Annotated in this window: 13 protein-coding genes; 10 read left to right on the top strand and 3 right to left on the bottom strand. The window is 59.5% G+C overall.

From position 1 onward, the window contains the following. Positions 1–57: 57 nt before the first annotated feature. Positions 58–1017, bottom strand: coding sequence for an allantoinase PuuE (puuE, locus tag CFter6_RS19565; RefSeq protein WP_061541339.1), 960 nt, complete (start codon positions 1015–1017; stop codon positions 58–60). Between the two features lie 146 nt (positions 1018–1163). Here puuE and uraH point away from each other — a divergent pair, with 146 nt between their 5' ends. From uraH to typA, 9 genes are all read left to right on the top strand, one after another. Further along, complete coding sequence (uraH, locus tag CFter6_RS19560) at positions 1164–1529, top strand: hydroxyisourate hydrolase (protein ID WP_061541338.1); 366 nt, start codon at positions 1164–1166, stop codon at positions 1527–1529. A 412-nt stretch (positions 1530–1941) separates the two neighbouring features. Beyond that, positions 1942–2865: an SMC-Scp complex subunit ScpB gene (gene scpB, locus CFter6_RS19555; protein ID WP_061541337.1), complete on the top strand. Its 924-nt coding sequence runs from the start codon at positions 1942–1944 to the stop codon at positions 2863–2865. Continuing rightward, entirely contained in the window at positions 2852–4852 is a 2001-nt protein-coding gene (rluB, locus tag CFter6_RS19550; protein ID WP_061541336.1) for a 23S rRNA pseudouridine(2605) synthase RluB, read from the top strand. Before scpB ends, rluB begins: the two co-directional genes overlap by 14 nt. Before the next feature lie 394 nt (positions 4853–5246). Next, positions 5247–5732, top strand: a complete 486-nt coding sequence (gene rimP, locus CFter6_RS19545) for a ribosome maturation factor RimP (RefSeq protein ID WP_061541335.1) — start codon at positions 5247–5249, stop codon at positions 5730–5732. Further along, entirely contained in the window at positions 5729–7288 is a 1560-nt protein-coding gene (gene nusA, locus CFter6_RS19540; RefSeq protein ID WP_061541334.1) for a transcription termination factor NusA, read from the top strand. The genes rimP and nusA overlap by 4 nt, the downstream gene beginning before the upstream one ends. A 59-nt stretch (positions 7289–7347) precedes the next feature. Continuing rightward, positions 7348–10200, top strand: a complete 2853-nt coding sequence (gene infB / locus CFter6_RS19535; RefSeq protein ID WP_061541333.1) for a translation initiation factor IF-2 — start codon at positions 7348–7350, stop codon at positions 10198–10200. Positions 10201–10346: 146 nt separating this feature from the next. Next, positions 10347–10736, top strand: a complete 390-nt coding sequence (rbfA, locus tag CFter6_RS19530) for a 30S ribosome-binding factor RbfA (protein WP_061541332.1) — start codon at positions 10347–10349, stop codon at positions 10734–10736. A gap of 114 nt (positions 10737–10850) precedes the next feature. Further along, on the top strand, positions 10851–11804 hold the full coding sequence (gene truB, locus CFter6_RS19525) for a tRNA pseudouridine(55) synthase TruB (protein WP_150118821.1): 954 nt from the start codon (positions 10851–10853) through the stop codon (positions 11802–11804). A gap of 256 nt (positions 11805–12060) precedes the next feature. Then, entirely contained in the window at positions 12061–13896 is a 1836-nt protein-coding gene (gene typA / locus CFter6_RS19520; protein WP_061541331.1) for a translational GTPase TypA, read from the top strand. Between the two features lie 99 nt (positions 13897–13995). Here the strand turns inward: typA and aptA are convergent, their stop codons facing one another. After that, entirely contained in the window at positions 13996–15339 is a 1344-nt protein-coding gene (gene aptA / locus CFter6_RS19515; RefSeq protein ID WP_061542479.1) for an omega-aminotransferase AptA, read from the bottom strand. 252 nt (positions 15340–15591) lie between these two features. On the opposite strand from aptA, the gene CFter6_RS19510 reads away from it, so the two are divergent. Next, positions 15592–16659, top strand: a complete 1068-nt coding sequence (locus tag CFter6_RS19510) for a M35 family metalloendopeptidase (protein ID WP_236904423.1) — start codon at positions 15592–15594, stop codon at positions 16657–16659. A gap of 56 nt (positions 16660–16715) precedes the next feature. Here the strand turns inward: CFter6_RS19510 and dsbG are convergent, their stop codons facing one another. Continuing rightward, entirely contained in the window at positions 16716–17483 is a 768-nt protein-coding gene (gene dsbG / locus CFter6_RS19505) for a thiol:disulfide interchange protein DsbG (RefSeq protein ID WP_061541329.1), read from the bottom strand.

The raw sequence follows: 17483 nt of genomic DNA, 5'->3' as shown, positions 1-17483 counted from the left end.
AACACGCGTCCGTGTTCAAGCAAGGTCCGTGGAACCGCCACGGCGGGTTAAAAAACGTTATGCCGGAAACGGATGCGTCGCGCGCCAATGGTCGGCGATGTCGATGCGGCGAGTGATCCATACCTGGCCGTGGCTTTGCACATAATCGAGGAAGCGCGCCAGCGCGGCAGCGCGGCCGGGCCGGCCGACCAGCCGGCAATGCAGGCCGACTGACAGCATTTTCGGCTGGTTCAGTCCGTGCGGATCGCCTTCGCGGTACAGCACGTCGAAAGCGTCTTTCAGGTAATCGAAGAACTGCGTGCCGGAATTGAAACCCTGCATGGCGGCGAAGCGCATGTCGTTGGTGTCCAGCGTGTAGGGCACGATCAGTTGCGGTTTGACCAGGGTTTCGCCGCTGCCGTTGTTGACCTTGACTTGTTCCCAAAACGGCAAGTCGTCGCCATAGTGGTCGGCGTCGTAGCTGAAGCCGCCGTGCTCCAGCACCAGCCGGCGGGTATTGGGCGAGTCGCGGCCGGTGTACCAGCCGAGCGGGGCGCTGCCGGTCAGTTGCCTGATGACGGCGACGGCTTCGGCGATATGGGCGCGTTCGGTTGCTTCGTCGATGTTCTGGTAGCTGATCCAGCGCAAGCCGTGGCAGGCGATTTCGTGGCCGAGTTCCTGGAAGGCGGCAGTCGCTTCCGGGTTGCGCTGTAGCGCCCGCGCAACACCGAACACGGTCAACGGCAGGCGGCGCTCTTCAAACATGCGCAGCAAACGCCAGACGCCGGCGCGCGAACCGTATTCGTACAGGGATTCCATGCTCATGTGGCGCGCCGGGAAACTCTGGGCGCCGATGATCTCGGAGAGGAAAGTTTCGGAACCGGCGTCGCCGTCCAGCACGCAGTTTTCGCTGCCTTCTTCGTAGTTGAGGACGAACTGCAGGGCGATCCGGGCCCGGTTCGGCCATTGCGGGTGCGGCGGCGTGCGGCCGTAGCCGGTCATGTCGCGCGGATAGTTGGGGTCGGTGTTGATAGTCATTGCTTGGCCTGGAGTATTGATCTGGTGTTCTGGATTATGTGGGCTGCAGCCATGATTAATATATGCCGGATAGTATATTGACCTGGACCCTGCGGTATATCATTTGATCGATACTCGTTTTCAACTAATCGATATAGGGAATTGTCATGGGAAACGCTTCTGGAAAGTTAAGTACACATGTTTTGGATATCACCCAGGGCAAGCCGGGCGCCGGTGTCAAAATTGCACTATATGCAGTCACTCCTGCCGGCCGCAACCTGCTCAAGAGCGCCGTCACCAACCAGGACGGCCGGGTCGACGCGCCTTTGCTGCAGGGCGAAGAAATGCAGGCCGGCCAATATGAACTGGTGTTCTCGGCCGGCGACTATTTCGCCGCGCAAGGGATCGACCTGCCGAACCCGCGTTTTGTCGACCGCGTCACGCTCGCTTTTGGAATTGCCCACGCCGATCAAAATTATCATGTGCCCCTGGTAGTGTCGCCCTGGTCTTACTCAACCTATCGTGGAAGTTAATTAAGCAACTTTCTTGCCAGCCGGCGATATTAAGGCCCCGGCGGCTTGCCGGCGCCGACGATAGCGGATCGGGCAATTCCCCGTCTGCCGGCTATCGTCAAATAACCACATCCGCAAGATCAGTACGCCTTCCCATCTGCTTTGTGCTAAACTGTCTCTCAACATTTTTGGTTGGCAGCAGGATCGGTTCCGCTAGCGTAGTTACAGCGTCGGCGCCGGTCAGATCAAAATTGAAAGAACGAGCGGCGCAGTTACCCGTCTTATTCAAGTCTTATTGTCCCCGCCCTCATTAATCCTCCTCTAACGGGCGCTGGACAGCAGTATCAACAGCTTTCTCTTTGACCAGGCTTGGCCTGCCGTTGAACATGAGCTCTGCGAATTTTTAATAAAATTTAAATAAACTACGTCGTACATGAATATTATTGAGGCCAAGAAAGTCCTCGAAACTGCATTGCTCTGTGCTCACGAGCCGCTGTCGCTTAACGACTTGAAAAAGTTGTACATGGCAGGCGGCGAAGACGACGGCGAAATCAATGCGGATACGATCAAGTCCATGCTGGAAGAATTGCGTGAAGACTGGGTCGACAAAGGCATCGAGGTAGTTGCCCTGTCGACCGGATGGCGCTTCCAGAGCCGTCCCGAAATGAAGATTTACCTGGAACGGCTGAATCCGGAAAAACCGCCGAAATATTCGCGGGCGACCATGGAAACCCTGGCGATCATTGCCTACCGCCAGCCGGTCACTCGTGGCGACATCGAGGAAATCCGGGGCGTCACGGTCAATTCGCAGACTGTAAAAATGCTTGAAGAGCGTGGCTGGATCGAGGCTATCGGCCATCGCGACGTGCCTGGACGCCCGGCATTGTTTGCCACCACCAAGCAGTTCCTGGACGATCTCGGCCTGACCTCGCTGGACCAGTTGCCGCCGCTACAGCAAGTTGCCAGGAATGACATGCAGGAAGGCAACCTGCTTGAACTGCAGGCGCTGGAAGCGAGTATTGAAGCCAGTGCGGTGCTTGACGCCGCTGCGGCGCTGGAAGCAGAAGACGCTGCAGCCGACGAGCTTCAATCCGAGCAGATGACAGAACAAATGAGCCAGGATGAGCAAGACCATATTGCAGCCGATGAGTTGCCGACAGCAGAACCAGCTACAGAAGATAGTGTCGTAGATGCAGTCATGACGGAAAATGCGACGGCAGAGGATGAGGAAGTTGCTCATCCGCAAATAGAGCCAGTTGCATCGAATGAAACCCACACCAACGACCACGCGTCCGAATCGGATGATGAAGCCACGCCAGGTCGGCATAACCAACACCTGAATAATGAACCCACCTAGTTCCAATGATGCACCGGTCGTCGACCTGACTGCCACAACTGACCCGAAGCCAGCTAAAAAGCCTAGAGCACGCAAGGTTGCGGCTGATGCGCCGATTGCGGCGGACGCCACCGTTCCAGCCGCCGCTGCTGCAGAACCTGTCAAACCGGCCCGTGCGCCGCGCAAGAAAGCGGTTGCCGCAGCCGACGCCAGCGCCGGTGTGGCTGAAGCAGTTGTCGCCGCCGAAACAGCTGCGCCGGCCAAGCCCAAGGCTGCGCCGCGCAAGAAGGTCCAGGTCGTGGTTGAGCCGAGCGCTCCGGTTGAGTTTGTGGTGGATGCGGCGCCGGCTGTTGTTACTCAGGTCATTGCTCCGGTTGTTGTGAATCAGGAAATATCGGAAGCACCGGCCAGGGAACGGCCTGCCAAGCGTGGCGTGCGCGGTCCGCGCGCCCTGCGCAGCAATCGCGCCGCCCAGCGTGCACAAGAATCGGCGGCAGCGGCCAGTTCCGCTGTCGAGGCGGGCAATGCCGCCGTGGCGGAACAGCAGCCAGCCGGCGATCCGGCGGCCGGCGAACCGCGCCAGCAGCGCGGCGACCGTAATAACGGCGCTGGCCGCAACGGCGAACGCAATTCGCGCGAGCGCCAGCAAAAAGGCAAGAAGCCGCAGGCGCAGAACGGCAAGCCAGGGCAGGGGCCGCGCGGCAAGCCAGGCCGTGGCGGCGACGCCGACGAAGTATTCTCGTTTGTTACCTCCGAATCGTTCGACACCCTGGTCACGGCGGAAGACGCCGGCAGCCGCCAGGCGCCGAAAAGCGTGCGGCGCGATCTCACCGCCGAGGACGATGCACCAAAATTGCACAAGGTCCTGGCGGATGTCGGCCTCGGTTCACGCCGCGACATGGAAGAGCTGATCATCGCCGGCCGGGTTTCGGTCAATGGCGAACCGGCCCATATCGGTCAGCGCATCTTGCCAACCGATCAAGTCCGCATCAACGGCAAGCTGCTGCAGCGCAAAGTCAGCAAGCGTCCGCCGCGGGTGCTGGTGTACCACAAGCCGGCTGGCGAAATCGTCAGCCACAACGACCCGGACGGACGGCCGTCGGTGTTCGACCGCTTGCCGAACATGAAGGCCGCCAAATGGCTGGCCGTCGGACGGCTGGACTTCAACACGGAAGGCTTGCTGCTGTTTACTACCTCCGGCGACCTGGCTAACCGCCTGATGCATCCGCGCTACGGCATCGACCGCGAATACGCGGTGCGTACCTTGGGCGAGCTGGAGCAGGGCATGCGCCAGAAACTGCTGGCCGGCGTCGAACTGGAAGACGGCGTGGCGCAATTCACGAAAATCGCCGACGGCGGCGGTGAAGGCATCAACAAATGGTATCGCGTGGTGATCGGCGAAGGCCGCAACCGCGAAGTGCGCCGCATGTTCGAGGCCATCGGCCTGACCGTGTCGCGCCTGATCCGTACCCGTTACGGCGCCATGACGCTGCCGCGCGGCCTCAAGCGCGGCCGTTGGGAAGAACTGGATGAAAATGCAGTGCGCGACATGATGACCGCGCACGGGCTGGACAAGCCGGCTGCTGGCCAGGGCGCCGGCGGCGGCAAGGGCCGTCCCGATTTCAACAAGGATCGCCAGCCTAACGGCAATCGTGCGGATAGCGCTCCGCAAGGCCCGGGCGGCGGTGGTTACCGTGGCGGCGACCAGGGTTTTGGCGGCCAGCCGCGCGGTAACTTTGGCGGTCAGCCGCGAGGCAATCAAGGTCGCGGCCCAGGCGGCGGCCAGGGCCGTCCGCAAGGTGGCGGCAACGGCGGTCAGCCGCCGCGCAGCCGGCAGCCGGATCCTTTGCAGACCGCGTTGGGCTTTCCTGATGCGGGGCAGCAGCGACGCAATGGCGGCGGTAATGGTTTTGCGCGTCCGGCACGCCCCAACAAGGCGGCTGGCGGACAAACCGGCGGCGGTCATTACGGTGCGCAAGGTGGCCCGCGTCGCCGTCCTCGCGGCTGATCGGGGATTTTTCATCCTGGCGGCATTTGCCGCTTTTGGATAGCTGGAAAGAAGTGGCAGGAAGTGTTGCAATAATGATCAATTTACCGTCTGTTGACGGGAGATTGTCAATAAATGCAAATTTCCTGCACTCGCTTACGTTGCGGTCCATAGCCTAATCGTTTATAATTTACAAGTTAACAGAAGTCATTAACGAGAATTAAACCTCTCGGGAGCTCGAGAAGTTGATTCGCAGCCGATCTCGTGAAACTGCTCGAAATGACAAACGATAAGAAGGATGGGCAGATGCCCATTTTTTTTTTGCTTTTCGTTTTTATCTGCTTTTAAGTTGCCGGTGCGTGCAGACTCAGGCCCGTAATTGTCGGGCCTGCAGTTATATTTATAGGGAGTTGCTTTGCAGTTGCTGGAGCTAATTGAAACAACCGTGGTTGGCATGGGCTACGAGCTGGTCGAGTTCGAAAAGGCGGCGCGTGGCTTGTTGCGCGTATACATCGACTTCACACCTGAAAATGCCGAGCAAGGCCAGATCACGGTAGAAGATTGCGAAAAAGTGACGCATCAACTGCTGCATGTGCTGACGGTGGAAAACGTCGTGTACGAACGTCTGGAAGTATCTTCGCCGGGCCTGGACCGGCCGCTGAAGAAACTGGCGGACTATGTGCGTTTCGCCGGCAAGGAAGCCATCGTGAAGTTGCGTGTGCCGATGCCAGGCGCCGCACATCGCAAATCATTCCAGGGTGTCCTGGGTGAACCGGATGGCGAGAACTTGAAAATCGAATTTGAAACAAAAGATGGGTCGGCGCTGCTGGATTTCACGCTCGCTGACGTAGACAAGGCACACTTGGTGCCGCAAGTGGATTTTAGGAGTCGCAAAGCATGAGTCGCGAAATTTTATTGTTGGTCGATGCGCTCGCGCATGAAAAAAACGTCGATCGGGATGTCGTGTTCGGTGCGCTCGAACACGCGCTTGGACAGGCAACCAAAAAACGCTACGAGGGCGACGTCGATATCCGTGTCACGATCGATCGTGAAACCGGAGAGTTCGAATCCTTCCGCCGCTGGCACGTAGTGCCGGATGAAGCGGGTCTGCAATTGCCGGACCAGGAAATCCTGCTGTTCGAAGCCAAGGAACAGATTGAAGACGTGGAAGTCGACGACCACATCGAAGAGCCGATCGAATCGGTCGATTTCGGCCGCCGTTTTGCGCAAGACACCAAACAAGTCGTGCTGCAGCGGATCCGCGATGCTGAACGCGAACAGATCCTGGCTGACTTCCTGGAACGCGGCGATTCGTTGGTCACCGGCACCATCAAGCGCATGGAACGCGGCGATGCTATCGTCGAGTCAGGCAAGATCGAAGCGCGCTTGCCGCGCGACCAGACGATTCCTAAGGAAAACCTGCGTATCGGCGACCGTGTCCGTGCCTTCATCCTGCGCGTCGACCGCAATGCACGCGGCCCGCAAGTGATTTTGTCGCGTACCGCGCCGGAATTCATCATGAAGCTGTTCGAGTTGGAAGTGCCGGAAATCGAACAAGGTTCGCTGGAAATCAAGTCGGCGGCACGTGATCCTGGCGTCCGCGCCAAGATTGCTGTGTTCACCGCCGACAAGCGCATCGATCCTATCGGTACCTGCGTCGGCATGCGCGGTTCGCGCGTGCAGGCCGTGACCGGCGAGCTGGGCGGCGAACGCGTCGACATCGTGCTGTGGTCGGAAGACCCGGCGCAATTTGTCATCGGCGCACTGGCCCCTGCCAACGTTTCTTCGATCATGGTTGACGAAGAGAAGCACGCCATGGATGTCGTGGTCGACGAAGAAAACCTGGCGATCGCCATCGGCCGCGGCGGCCAGAACGTGCGCCTGGCGGCAGAGCTGACCGGCTGGCAGATCAACATCATGACAGCGGAAGAGTCGGCCGACAAATCGGCGGTGGAAACCGCCGCGATCCGCGCCCTGTTCATGGAAAAACTGGACGTCGACCAGGAAGTCGCCGACATCCTGGTGGAAGAAGGTTTTGCCAGCCTGGAAGAAATCGCCTACGTGCCGATTACCGAAATGCTGGAAATCGATTCGTTTGACGAAGACACCGTCAACGAATTGCGTAACCGGGCTCGCGATGCGCTGGTGACAGAAGCGATTGCCTCGGAAGAGGGACTGGAAGGCATGGAAGATGCCCTGGTCAACTTCGAAGGCATGGACCGGGTTACCGCCGGCAAGCTGGGACTGGCGGGAGTCAAGACATTGGCTGCGTTCGCCGGTTTGGCTTATGACGAATTTGGCGCGATCCTGGCTTTGCCAGCCGACCGTGCGCGTCATTTGATTGAAGACGAGTTTAAAGATGTGACCGACGATGAGATGAAACTCATCGATGCCAAGTACGATGATCATGCCAAAGCCCTGCAGGCCAAGGCATGGAATATAGCGGAAGCCAAGTGATCCAGTGATCCGAGAGGTTCCGATATCGTCTGCCGCGCCACATAGAAAAAGAGGACTGAATGGCGAGTAACAATGTAGCCCAATTTGCCACCGAGCTGAAAATGCCAGCGGATCTCCTGCTGACACAACTGCAATCGGCTGGCGTCCAGAAAAATTCGACTGACGACGCCTTGTCGAAAGAAGATAAGGATCGCCTGCTGGAACACCTGCGCCGTTCGCACGGCGCGGTGCCAGACAGCGAAAAGAAGAAGATCACGCTGACCCGCAAGGAAACCACCGAGATCAAGCAGGCTGACGCCACCGGCAAGTCGCGCACGATCCAGGTTGAAGTGCGCAAGAAGCGTACTTTCGTCAAGCGTGACGAGCCGATCGCCGAAGCTGTGGCGGCGCCGGTTGCGCCTGCCGCACCGGTCGTCGACGAAGCTGAACAGGCGCGCCGGATTGAAGAAGCGCGCCGCCAGGCCGAATTGATCGCTCGCCAGGAAGCCGAACTGCTGGAAAAACAGGAACGCCTGGCCAAGCTGGAAGCGGAAAAGGAAGCGCAAGCCAAGGCTGCGCTGAAAGCGGAAAACGACGCCAAGAAAGCGGAAAGCGAAGCTAAAAAAGCGGCTGCCGAAGCACCTGCGCCTGATTCCGCCAATTCTGCCGATGCTGCCGTCAAGAAGCAGGAAGATCCTGCGGCTGAAGAAAAGAAACGCCTGGCGAACGAAGAAGCCAAGCAAAAGGTCGCACTGGCCGCCAAGGAAGCCGCCGAGAAATCGGCTGCGACTGAGCGTGCCCGCAAGGCCGTGCAAGACGAAGTGGCGCAGATCAAGGCAATGATGAATGCGCCGCGCCGCGTGATCAAGGCGCCTGAGCCGGTTGCGCCTGCCGCAGCCCCGGCCAAGACTGCCGAAGGTACTTTGCACAAGCCTGCCGACAAGAAGCCTGGCGAGAAGAAAGACGACAAGAAAGTGGTGGTCGACAAGAAGTCGATCAAGTCCGCCAACGTCTCCTCTACATGGCAAGACGATGCGGCCAAGAAGCGCGGCCTCGGCATCAAGACCCGCGGCAATACCGGCGGCGGTCGCGATGGCTGGCGTGGCGGTCCGAAGGGCCGTCGCAATGCGCACAGCGACGATCACGAAAGCAACTTCCAGGTGCCGACAGAAGCGGTCATCAAGGACATTTATGTTCCTGAAACCATTACTGTCGCCGAACTGGCGCACAAGATGTCGGTCAAGGCTTCGGAAGTCATCAAGCATTTGATGAAACTGGGCCAGATGGTCACCATCAACCAGGTGCTGGACCAGGAAACTTCGATGATTCTGGTCGAGGAAATGGGCCACACCGCACACGCTGCGAAACTGGACGATCCGGAAGCATTGCTGGTCGACGGCGAAGAGCATGCCGACGCCGAGCTGCTGCCGCGCGCACCGGTGGTCACTGTCATGGGTCACGTCGACCACGGCAAGACCTCGCTGCTGGATTACATCCGCCGCGCCAAGGTTGCCTCCGGCGAAGCCGGCGGCATTACCCAGCACATCGGTGCATATCACGTGGAAACACCGCGCGGCATGATCACCTTCCTCGACACCCCGGGCCATGAAGCGTTTACCGCGATGCGTGCCCGTGGCGCCAAGGCAACCGACATTGTCATCCTGGTGGTGGCAGCCGACGACGGCGTGATGCCGCAAACCAAGGAAGCGATCGCCCATGCGAAAGCCGCCGGCGTACCGCTGGTGGTGGCGATCAACAAGATCGACAAGCCAGGCAGCAACCTGGATCGCGTCAAGCAGGAACTGATCGCGGAACAAGTGGTGCCGGAAGAATACGGCGGCGAATCGCCGTTCGTGCCGGTATCGGCCAAGACCGGCGAAGGCATCGACAACTTGCTGGAACAAGTCTTGCTGCAAGCCGAGGTGCTGGAATTGAAGGCGGCGGTTGCTGCCCCGGCCCGTGGCCTGGTAGTGGAAGCCCGTCTCGACAAGGGCCGTGGTCCGGTTGCAACGATCCTGGTGCAGTCCGGTACTTTGAAGCGCGGCGATGTGGTGCTGGCTGGTTCGGCTTACGGCCGTGTCCGTGCGATGCTGGATGAAAACGGCAAGGCGATTTCCGAAGCCGGCCCATCGATCCCGGTCGAAATCCAGGGCCTGACGGAAGTGCCGGTTGCCGGCGAAGAAGTCATGGTCATGGCAGACGAGCGCAAGGCGCGCGAAATCGGTCAGTTCCGCCAAGGTAAATACCGTGACGTCAAGCTGGCCAAGCAGCAAGCCGCGAAGCTGGAAAACATGTTCGACCAGATGGCCGAAGGTGAAGTCAAGAACCTGCCGATGATCATCAAGACCGACGTGCAAGGTTCGCAAGAAGCTTTGGTCCAGTCGCTGCAGAAGCTGTCGACCAGCGAAGTCCGGGTACAAGTGGTGCACGCCGGCGTCGGCGGCATCAGCGAGTCGGACGTCAACCTGGCGGTTGCCTCCAAGGCCGTGATCATCGGCTTCAACGCCCGCGCAGATGCTTCGGCACGCAAGCTGGCGGAAGCCAACGGTGTCGACATCCGTTACTACAACATCATTTACGATGCTGTGGACGAGATCAAGGCAGCGATGTCCGGCATGTTGTCGCCGGAGAAGCGCGAACAGAACCTCGGTCTGGTGGAAATCCGCCAGGTGCTGCTGGTCAGCAAAGTCGGCGCGATCGCCGGTTGCTACGTGCTCGAAGGCCTGGTCAAGCGTGGTGCTTCGGTGCGTCTGCTGCGCGACAACGTGGTCTTGTGGACAGGCGAGCTGGATTCGCTGAAACGCTTCAAGGATGACGTCAAGGAAGTCCGTTCCGGCTTCGAGTGCGGTCTGACCCTGAAGAACTTCAACGATATCAAAGAAGGCGATCACCTCGAAATCTTTGAAGTCGAAGAAGTCGCACGGACTTTGTAATAACGCAAGCACACGCACGGCAGGAATGTGCGTAGGCAGGGGAAATCGGGCCTAACAGCCCGATTTTCATTTTGTAGTAACCTGTGTAACGTTGGTTGGCAGTTCATTTGTGAAAGACAAAGCGTGTAGAAGCGCTGAATAAAAGCATGGCTAAACATAGTAAATCCATCCCTGGCCGCGGCCTGCGTGTTGCAGACCAGATCCAGAAGGACTTGTCCGAGATCATCGTCTTCGAGCTGAAAGACCCGCGGGTCGGCATGATCACGATTACCGAAGTGCAGGTGACGCCGGATTACGCCCATGCCAAGGTGTTTTTCACGATGCTGAACGACGACCCGGAAGCGATCGCGAATACCGTCAAAGGCCTGACCCAGGCCGCCGGTTTCCTGCGCAACCAGCTGGGCCGCCGCCTGTCTATCCATACCTTGCCGGCCTTGCATTTCATGCATGACAATTCGACTGCCCGCGGCGTCGAGATGTCGCGCCTGATCGACTTGGCCAATGCGACACGTTCCAAGGACGACGGCCAGGAGTGAACGATTGGCTGACCGGATTGGCTTGAGCCCTCCGGGTCAGCAGTCATTGCCAGTCATTTGATGCGGCTTGCCATGGCAAGCCGTTTCCGTTTTCCCCTTTTTTGCATTGCTATCATGGCATTACGCCCACCCAAAAGAATCCGCGTTCCCTTGAATGGCATCCTGCTGCTGGACAAGCCTGTCGGTTTTTCCAGCAATGATGCGCTGATCAAGGCCAAAGGCTTGCTCAACGCGCAAAAGGCCGGCCACACCGGTACCCTCGATCCGTTTGCCACCGGCGTGCTGCCGCTGTGCTTCGGCGAGGCTACCAAGTTTGCCCAGGACCTGCTGGATGCCGACAAGACTTACGAGACCCTGATCCACCTGGGAGTGAGCACTACCACCGGCGATACCGAAGGCGAAGTGCTGGAGCGCAAGGATGTCGACATCAGCCGCGCGCAGATCGATGCCGTGCTGGCCCGGTTCCGCGGCCCGATCAAGCAGGTGCCGCCCATGTATTCGGCGCTCAAGCGCGATGGCAAGCCGCTGTATGAATACGCCCGCGCCGGCATCACGCTGGAGCGCGAAGCGCGCGACGTGACTATTCATGCGCTGGAATTCCTCGATTACCAGGCGCCGTTTTTACGCTTGCGGGTTGCCTGCAGCAAGGGGACGTACATCCGCGTACTGGGCGAAGACATCGGCGCCGCACTGGGTTGCGGCGCGCATCTGCAGGAGTTGCGGCGGATCCAGGTGGGCCACCTGACGCTGGATGGCTGCGTCACCCTGGAGCAGCTGGACGCCACCGGGCAAGCCGAGCGCAGCGCCTTGCTGGCGCCGGTCGACAGCCTGCTGCTGACTTTTCCCGAGGTGTTGTTATCCGAACCACTGGCCAGGCGCTTCCTGCAAGGCCAGCGCCTGACGCTGGCGAAAGAAGGCGTGGCCCTGCCGGCAGATGCCGGACGTGTGCGGGTCTATCTGCAGCCTGCGGATGTAGTATCCGCACGACAACTTCTGGGTACCGCACAACTGCATGAATACGGGGTGCTTGCTCCCGAGCGCCTGATCGCCACCGCACAGCCTGCATGAAATATGTTTTTGGCAATATCTGCGCAGCGATTGAGGCAGCAACTCTTTGAAATTACAAGGCTTTTCATAAAGTAGTGCAGCGCGTCATGCTATAATGCGCGGCTTCCCAAATTCCGCTACATCTGCCGTACTTCTGTGCAGTGCCTTAGCGAGCATTTTTGGCCGCCGCATTTGTAGTCATATAATCTGTAGCAATATATTTTCTGCGCAATCCTTACCTGCGCCCTTACTGAGTTCTTCAATCTCCAAACTGACCATGTCAAACACACCTCGCGCCATCCGCAACATTGCCATCATTGCCCACGTTGACCACGGCAAGACCACTCTGGTTGACCAATTGCTGCGTCAATCCGGCACTTTCCGTGACAACCAGCACGTCGATGCACGCGTGATGGATTCGAACGATATTGAAAAAGAACGCGGCATCACGATCCTGTCGAAGAACTGCGCAGTCGAATACAAGGGCACGCACATCAACATCGTCGATACCCCGGGCCACGCCGACTTCGGCGGTGAAGTCGAGCGCGTATTGTCGATGGTCGACAGCGTCTTGCTGCTGGTCGATGCGCAAGAAGGTCCGATGCCGCAAACGCGTTTCGTGACGCGTAAAGCATTGGCCCTGGGCCTGAAGCCTATCGTTGTCGTCAACAAGATCGACCGCGAAAATGCAGATCCGCAAAAGGCAGTGAACGCCACTTTTGAACTGTTCGACAAACTCGGCGCTACCGATGAGCAGCTCGATTTCCCGATCATCTACGCATCCGGCTTCAAAGGCTATGCAGGCCTGGAAGACACTGTCCGCGACGGCAACATGGAACCGCTGTTCGACGCGATCCTGAAGCACGTTCCTGCGCGTGAAGACGATCCTAACGGCCCGCTGCAACTGCAGATCACTTCGCTGGAATACTCTTCCTACGTCGGCAAGATCGGCGTTGGCCGTATCCTGCGCGGTAAAGTCAAAGCCTTGCAAGACGTGGTCTGGATGAACGGTCCGGAAGACAAGCCAACCAAGGCCCGCATCAACCAGGTGCTGACTTTCCGCGGCCTGGATCGCGTGCTGGCAGACGAAGCGCTGGCTGGCGACATCGTGCTGATCAACGGTATCGAAGAAATCAGCATCGGCTCCACCATTTGCGCACCGGACTCGCCAGAAGGCTTGCCGATGCTGAAGGTCGATGAACCGACCCTGACCATGAACTTCATGGTCAACAACTCGCCGCTGGCTGGCCGCGAAGGCAAGTTCGTCACCACCCGCCAGATCAAGGACCGCCTGGACCGCGAACTGAAAGCCAACATGGCGCTGCGCGTGGTGCAGGCTGAAGGCGATGATTCGACCTATGAAGTGTCGGGCCGCGGCGAATTGCACCTGACCATCCTGATCGAAAACATGCGTCGCGAAGGCTACGAGCTGGCTGTTTCGCGTCCGCGCGTGGTGTTCAAGATGGTCGATGGCGTGCGCCACGAGCCGTACGAAAACCTAACTGTCGACGTCGAAGAAGCCAACCAGGGCGGCGTCATGGAAGAACTGGGCCGTCGCCGCGGCGACCTGCAAAACATGGAACCGGACGGCAAGGGACGTGTTCGTCTCGAGTACCGCATTCCTGCACGCGGCCTGATCGGCTTCCAGGGCGAATTCATGACCCTGACCCGCGGCACCGGCCTGATGAGCCACGTGTTCGACGAATACGCACCGGTTGACACTTCCAAGGGTGAACTGGGCGGCCGTCGCAACGGCGTGCTGATCTCGCAGGACGACGGCGCTGCCGTTGCCTACGCAATCTGGAAGCTGCAAGATCGCGGCCGCATGTTCGTGAGCCACAATGACCCGGTCTACGAAGGCATGATCATCGGCATCCACTCGCGCGACAACGACCTGGTGGTCAACCCGATCAAGGGCAAGCAGCTGACCAACGTCCGTTCTTCGGGTACCGACGAAGCGGTGCGCCTGGTGCCGCCGATCGAAATGTCGCTGGAATACGCGGTTGAATTCATCGACGACGACGAGCTGGTTGAAGTCACGCCGAAGAGCATCCGCCTGCGCAAGCGCTACCTGAAGGAACATGAGCGTAAAAAGGCTTCGCGCGACGCCTAAGCTGTCGAGTGAACCGGGCCTTCGGGCCGCGCCACTAAAAACCCGCCGATGCATGCCCTGGTTCAGGGCACGCATCGGCGGGTTTTTTATTGGCCGCTGTCAGGCGGTGGTTGGGCTAGCGGCGTGCTGTGCCTTCAGCACATCGCCGATTGCGGTAAACAACTGATCGATTTGTCCCGGTTCGATAATCAGCGGCGGCGACAGGGCGATGATGTCGCCGGTGGTGCGGATCAGCACGCCTTTGTCCCAGAAACATTTGAGGAAGGCATCGAAGGCGCGCGCGCCCGGCTTGCCGGCGATAGGCTCCAGTTCAATCCCGCACACCAGTCCCAGGTTGCGCACATCCTTGACGAAAGGCAGGCCTTGCAGGCTGTGCGCGGCTTGCTCGAAATACGGCGCTGTCGCTGCCGCGCGGTCGAACAGGTTTTCGTTCTTGTAGACAGCCATGGTGGCGACCGCGGCGGCTGCCGCCAGCGGATGGCCGGTGTAGGTATAGCCGTGGAAAAACTCGATAGCGTTTTCGGCTGCCGCGCTCATGAAGGCATCATGGATATCCTGGCGCACGATCACCGCACCCATCGGCACGCTGGCATTGGTCAAGCCTTTGGCGCAACAGATCATGTCCGGCACCACGCCGAAATAGTCGGCCGCAAACGGCGCGCCCAGGCGGCCGAAGCCGGTGATCACTTCATCGAAAATCAGCAGGATGCCGTACTTGTCGCAGATCGCGCGCAGTTTTTGCAGGTAACCCTTGGGCGGCAGGATCACGCCGGTCGAACCCTGCACCGGTTCGACGATCAGCGCCGCCACCGTGGCCGGATCGTGCAACGCCAGCAAGCGTTGTTCAAACTCGTCGGCGATCTCGGCGCCATGCTCCGGCAAGCCATGTGAAAACGCATTGCGCGCGATATCCAGCGGATGGCGCAAATGGTCGACGCCAGCCAGTGTCGGGCCGAAATGCTTGCGGTTGCCGGCGATGCCGCCCACCGCAATGCCGCCGAAGCCGACCCCGTGATAACCGCGCTCGCGGCCGACCAGGCGAGTGCGCAAGCCGTCGCCGCGCACGCGGTGATACGCCAGCGCGATCTTCAGCGCGGTATCGACCGACTCCGAACCGTCGTTGCAAAAGAACACCCGGTTCAATCCCTCCGGCGCGATCGCCGCCAGCGCGCTGGCGGCTTCGAAGGCTAGCGGATGGCCCATCTGGAACACCGGCGCAAAGTCCATCTTGGCGGCCTGCTGCTGGATCGCCTCGACGATCTTCGGATGGCAGTGGCCGGCGTTGGTGCACCACAGGCCGGCGGTGCCGTCGAGGATCTGGCGGCCGTCGTCGGTCGTGTAATGCATGCCGGAAGCGGAGACCAGCAAACGCGGTTTGCTCTTGAACTGGCGGTTGGCGGTGAACGGCATCCAGAAATGATCGGTATTCAGGGTGGTCGGCATGGTGTCTCCTTGGCGGCGGTTGGCGGATTTCAGGCTCTTGCCGATGATGGTAGTACGTTTGCCGCCGCTTCGCATGTAAAGCTCGATTTCCCCGGTAACGTCGCGGCACCCTGTCAACTTTGACAGGATTCCCCAAGGAAATGTGCGTGCTAGCATAAATTTCCCCATGCCCACAAGGCTGGGGCTCATTTAACTCTACAAGAGGAGTGATCCATGTACAGTTTTCGAAAATGGTTGGCAGGCGTTACATGTGTGGCAGCAATCGTTGTCAGCGGCTCGGCTTATGCAGCGCGGGCCGATATCGAAGTGACCTTGCAGGAGGCCAGCGCGAAAGGTGCGGCCGGCTCAGGCAAGGTGCTCTACACCATCACCAACACCAGCGCCTCGCCCTTGCATGTGCTGAACTGGGAAACTCCCTTGAACGGCGTCAGCGGCGATTTGTTCAGCGTCGACCTGGGTGGCCAGCCGGTGCGTTATGTGGGACGCCTGGTGAAACGCAAACCGGCAACCGACAAGGACTACATCACGCTCAAGCCGAACGAAAGCCGTGCGGTTGAAGTCGACCTCAGCGCCTACTACGAGATGTATCGCGCCGGCCAATACGTGATCAAGTACAAGCGCAGCGCCGACACCCTGGTGCGTGAAGTCGGCAACGCCGTCGCTGCCAAGGCCAGCGGCGCCGCTGCTGCTGCCCCTGCCGTCACGCTGGAAACCAATGCGATACCGCTGTCGGTCGACGGCGGTCCTGCACCATCGTCCAAGCTGGCTTCTTCCGACCTGCTGGGCGCAATCAATGGCGCGGCAGCAGCATCCACCACCTTCGCCAGCTGCAGCAACAGCCAGAAAACCGCGCTGACCACAGCCCGCACCGACGCCACTTCGATAGCTACCAATTCCAAGAACTATCTGAATGCAAACAACACCGGCAGCCGCTACACCTGGTGGTTCGGCGCGGTCACCAGCGGCCGTTATACAACGGTTACCAATCACTACACCAACCTCAGCAGCGCGCTCGGCACCCAGGCGTATAAATTCGACTGCAGCTGCACCGAGTCCGGGACTTACGCTTATGTCTATCCGGACCAGCCATACACGGTTTACCTGTGCGGCGCCTATTGGACCGCACCGGCCAACGGCACCGACTCCAAGGCCGGCACGCTGGTCCATGAAACCAGCCACTTCACCGTGGTGGCCGGCACCGACGACCATGTGTACGGCCAGACCGGCGCGCACAACCTGGCTGTCAGCAATCCGACCAATGCCGTCGACAATGCCGACAACCACGAATATTTCGCTGAAAATACACCTGCACGTCAGTAAACAGAGGGGCCGGCCAAACCAGATGCATGTTGCATCTGGTTTGGCCTGAGCCCGGCTCAGCGCGGTCCGAGAACCGTGCTGAGCATTTCCGCGCGTGGCGCGCCTTGCGTCGTTTGCAGGATACCGCCGGCGTCCTTGTAAAAAACGGTAGGCGTGGCGAAGAAACCGAGTTGCTGCATCAATTGCTGGTTGCTGTCGAGCTGTGTGCGGATATTTGCCGGGATTAGCCCCAGGGGCTTGATGCCGCCGCTGGCATGCTGCAGTTCATGCTGGTTGAGGGCGGCTTGCGGGTCTTTGGCGCTGAGCAGGGCCGCCGCCTTGCCGCTGCTGCTGTCCTTGATGATGCCGACCATGATGTGGCGTATCTGCACCTTGCCGGACTTGATCCAGGGCCGGGCATCGTTCCAGAATTTATTGCAGTACGGGCAGTTTGGATCGGTAAACGTGTAGATGACGCGTTTTGCATCCTTGCTGCCGTCGGCAATCCAGCTGCTCTTTTCGAGCAGGTTCCAGGTTTTCTCCGTCATCGGCTTGCTGACCAGTTTTTCCAGCGGCGCTTCAGACAGGTTGGCTCCCTTGGCGTCGAGCATGGTGCCGACGATCGCCTGCTTGCCGTCCGCGGTCAGGTAGATCGCCATCGACTTCTGCTGCAGCACGCCGGCGTAGCCTTGCAGTCCGCCCGGCGCGTCGAAGCGTCCGACGATGTCGACCCCTTGCGCTTCCAGCGCCTTGATCGGCGCCGGCCAGCTGGCGGCGGGTGCAGCGAGAGCCGCACCGGTTGCAGCTAGCAACAGCGCGGCCATGATGAATGAATATTTACGCAT

The sequence above is a fragment of the Collimonas fungivorans genome (assembly GCF_001584145.1).
GTDB lineage: Bacteria > Pseudomonadota > Gammaproteobacteria > Burkholderiales > Burkholderiaceae_D > Collimonas > Collimonas fungivorans.
This window is presented reverse-complemented; position numbering and strand designations above follow the sequence as displayed.

Excerpts from the sequence above, each read along its gene's own strand:
- nusA (WP_061541334.1), top strand. The coding sequence starts at position 5,729 with ATGAGTCGCGAAATTTTATTGTTGGTCGATGCGCTCGCGCATGAAAAA.
- aptA (WP_061542479.1), bottom strand. The coding sequence starts at position 15,339 with ATGCCGACCACCCTGAATACCGATCATTTCTGGATGCCGTTCACCGCC.
- typA (WP_061541331.1), top strand. The coding sequence starts at position 12,061 with ATGTCAAACACACCTCGCGCCATCCGCAACATTGCCATCATTGCCCAC.
- truB (WP_150118821.1), top strand. The coding sequence starts at position 10,851 with ATGGCATTACGCCCACCCAAAAGAATCCGCGTTCCCTTGAATGGCATC.
- dsbG (WP_061541329.1), bottom strand. The coding sequence starts at position 17,483 with ATGCGTAAATATTCATTCATCATGGCCGCGCTGTTGCTAGCTGCAACC.
- scpB (WP_061541337.1), top strand. The coding sequence starts at position 1,942 with ATGAATATTATTGAGGCCAAGAAAGTCCTCGAAACTGCATTGCTCTGT.
- rluB (WP_061541336.1), top strand. The coding sequence starts at position 2,852 with ATGAACCCACCTAGTTCCAATGATGCACCGGTCGTCGACCTGACTGCC.
- uraH (WP_061541338.1), top strand. The coding sequence starts at position 1,164 with ATGGGAAACGCTTCTGGAAAGTTAAGTACACATGTTTTGGATATCACC.
- puuE (WP_061541339.1), bottom strand. The coding sequence starts at position 1,017 with ATGACTATCAACACCGACCCCAACTATCCGCGCGACATGACCGGCTAC.
- rbfA (WP_061541332.1), top strand. The coding sequence starts at position 10,347 with ATGGCTAAACATAGTAAATCCATCCCTGGCCGCGGCCTGCGTGTTGCA.
- infB (WP_061541333.1), top strand. The coding sequence starts at position 7,348 with ATGGCGAGTAACAATGTAGCCCAATTTGCCACCGAGCTGAAAATGCCA.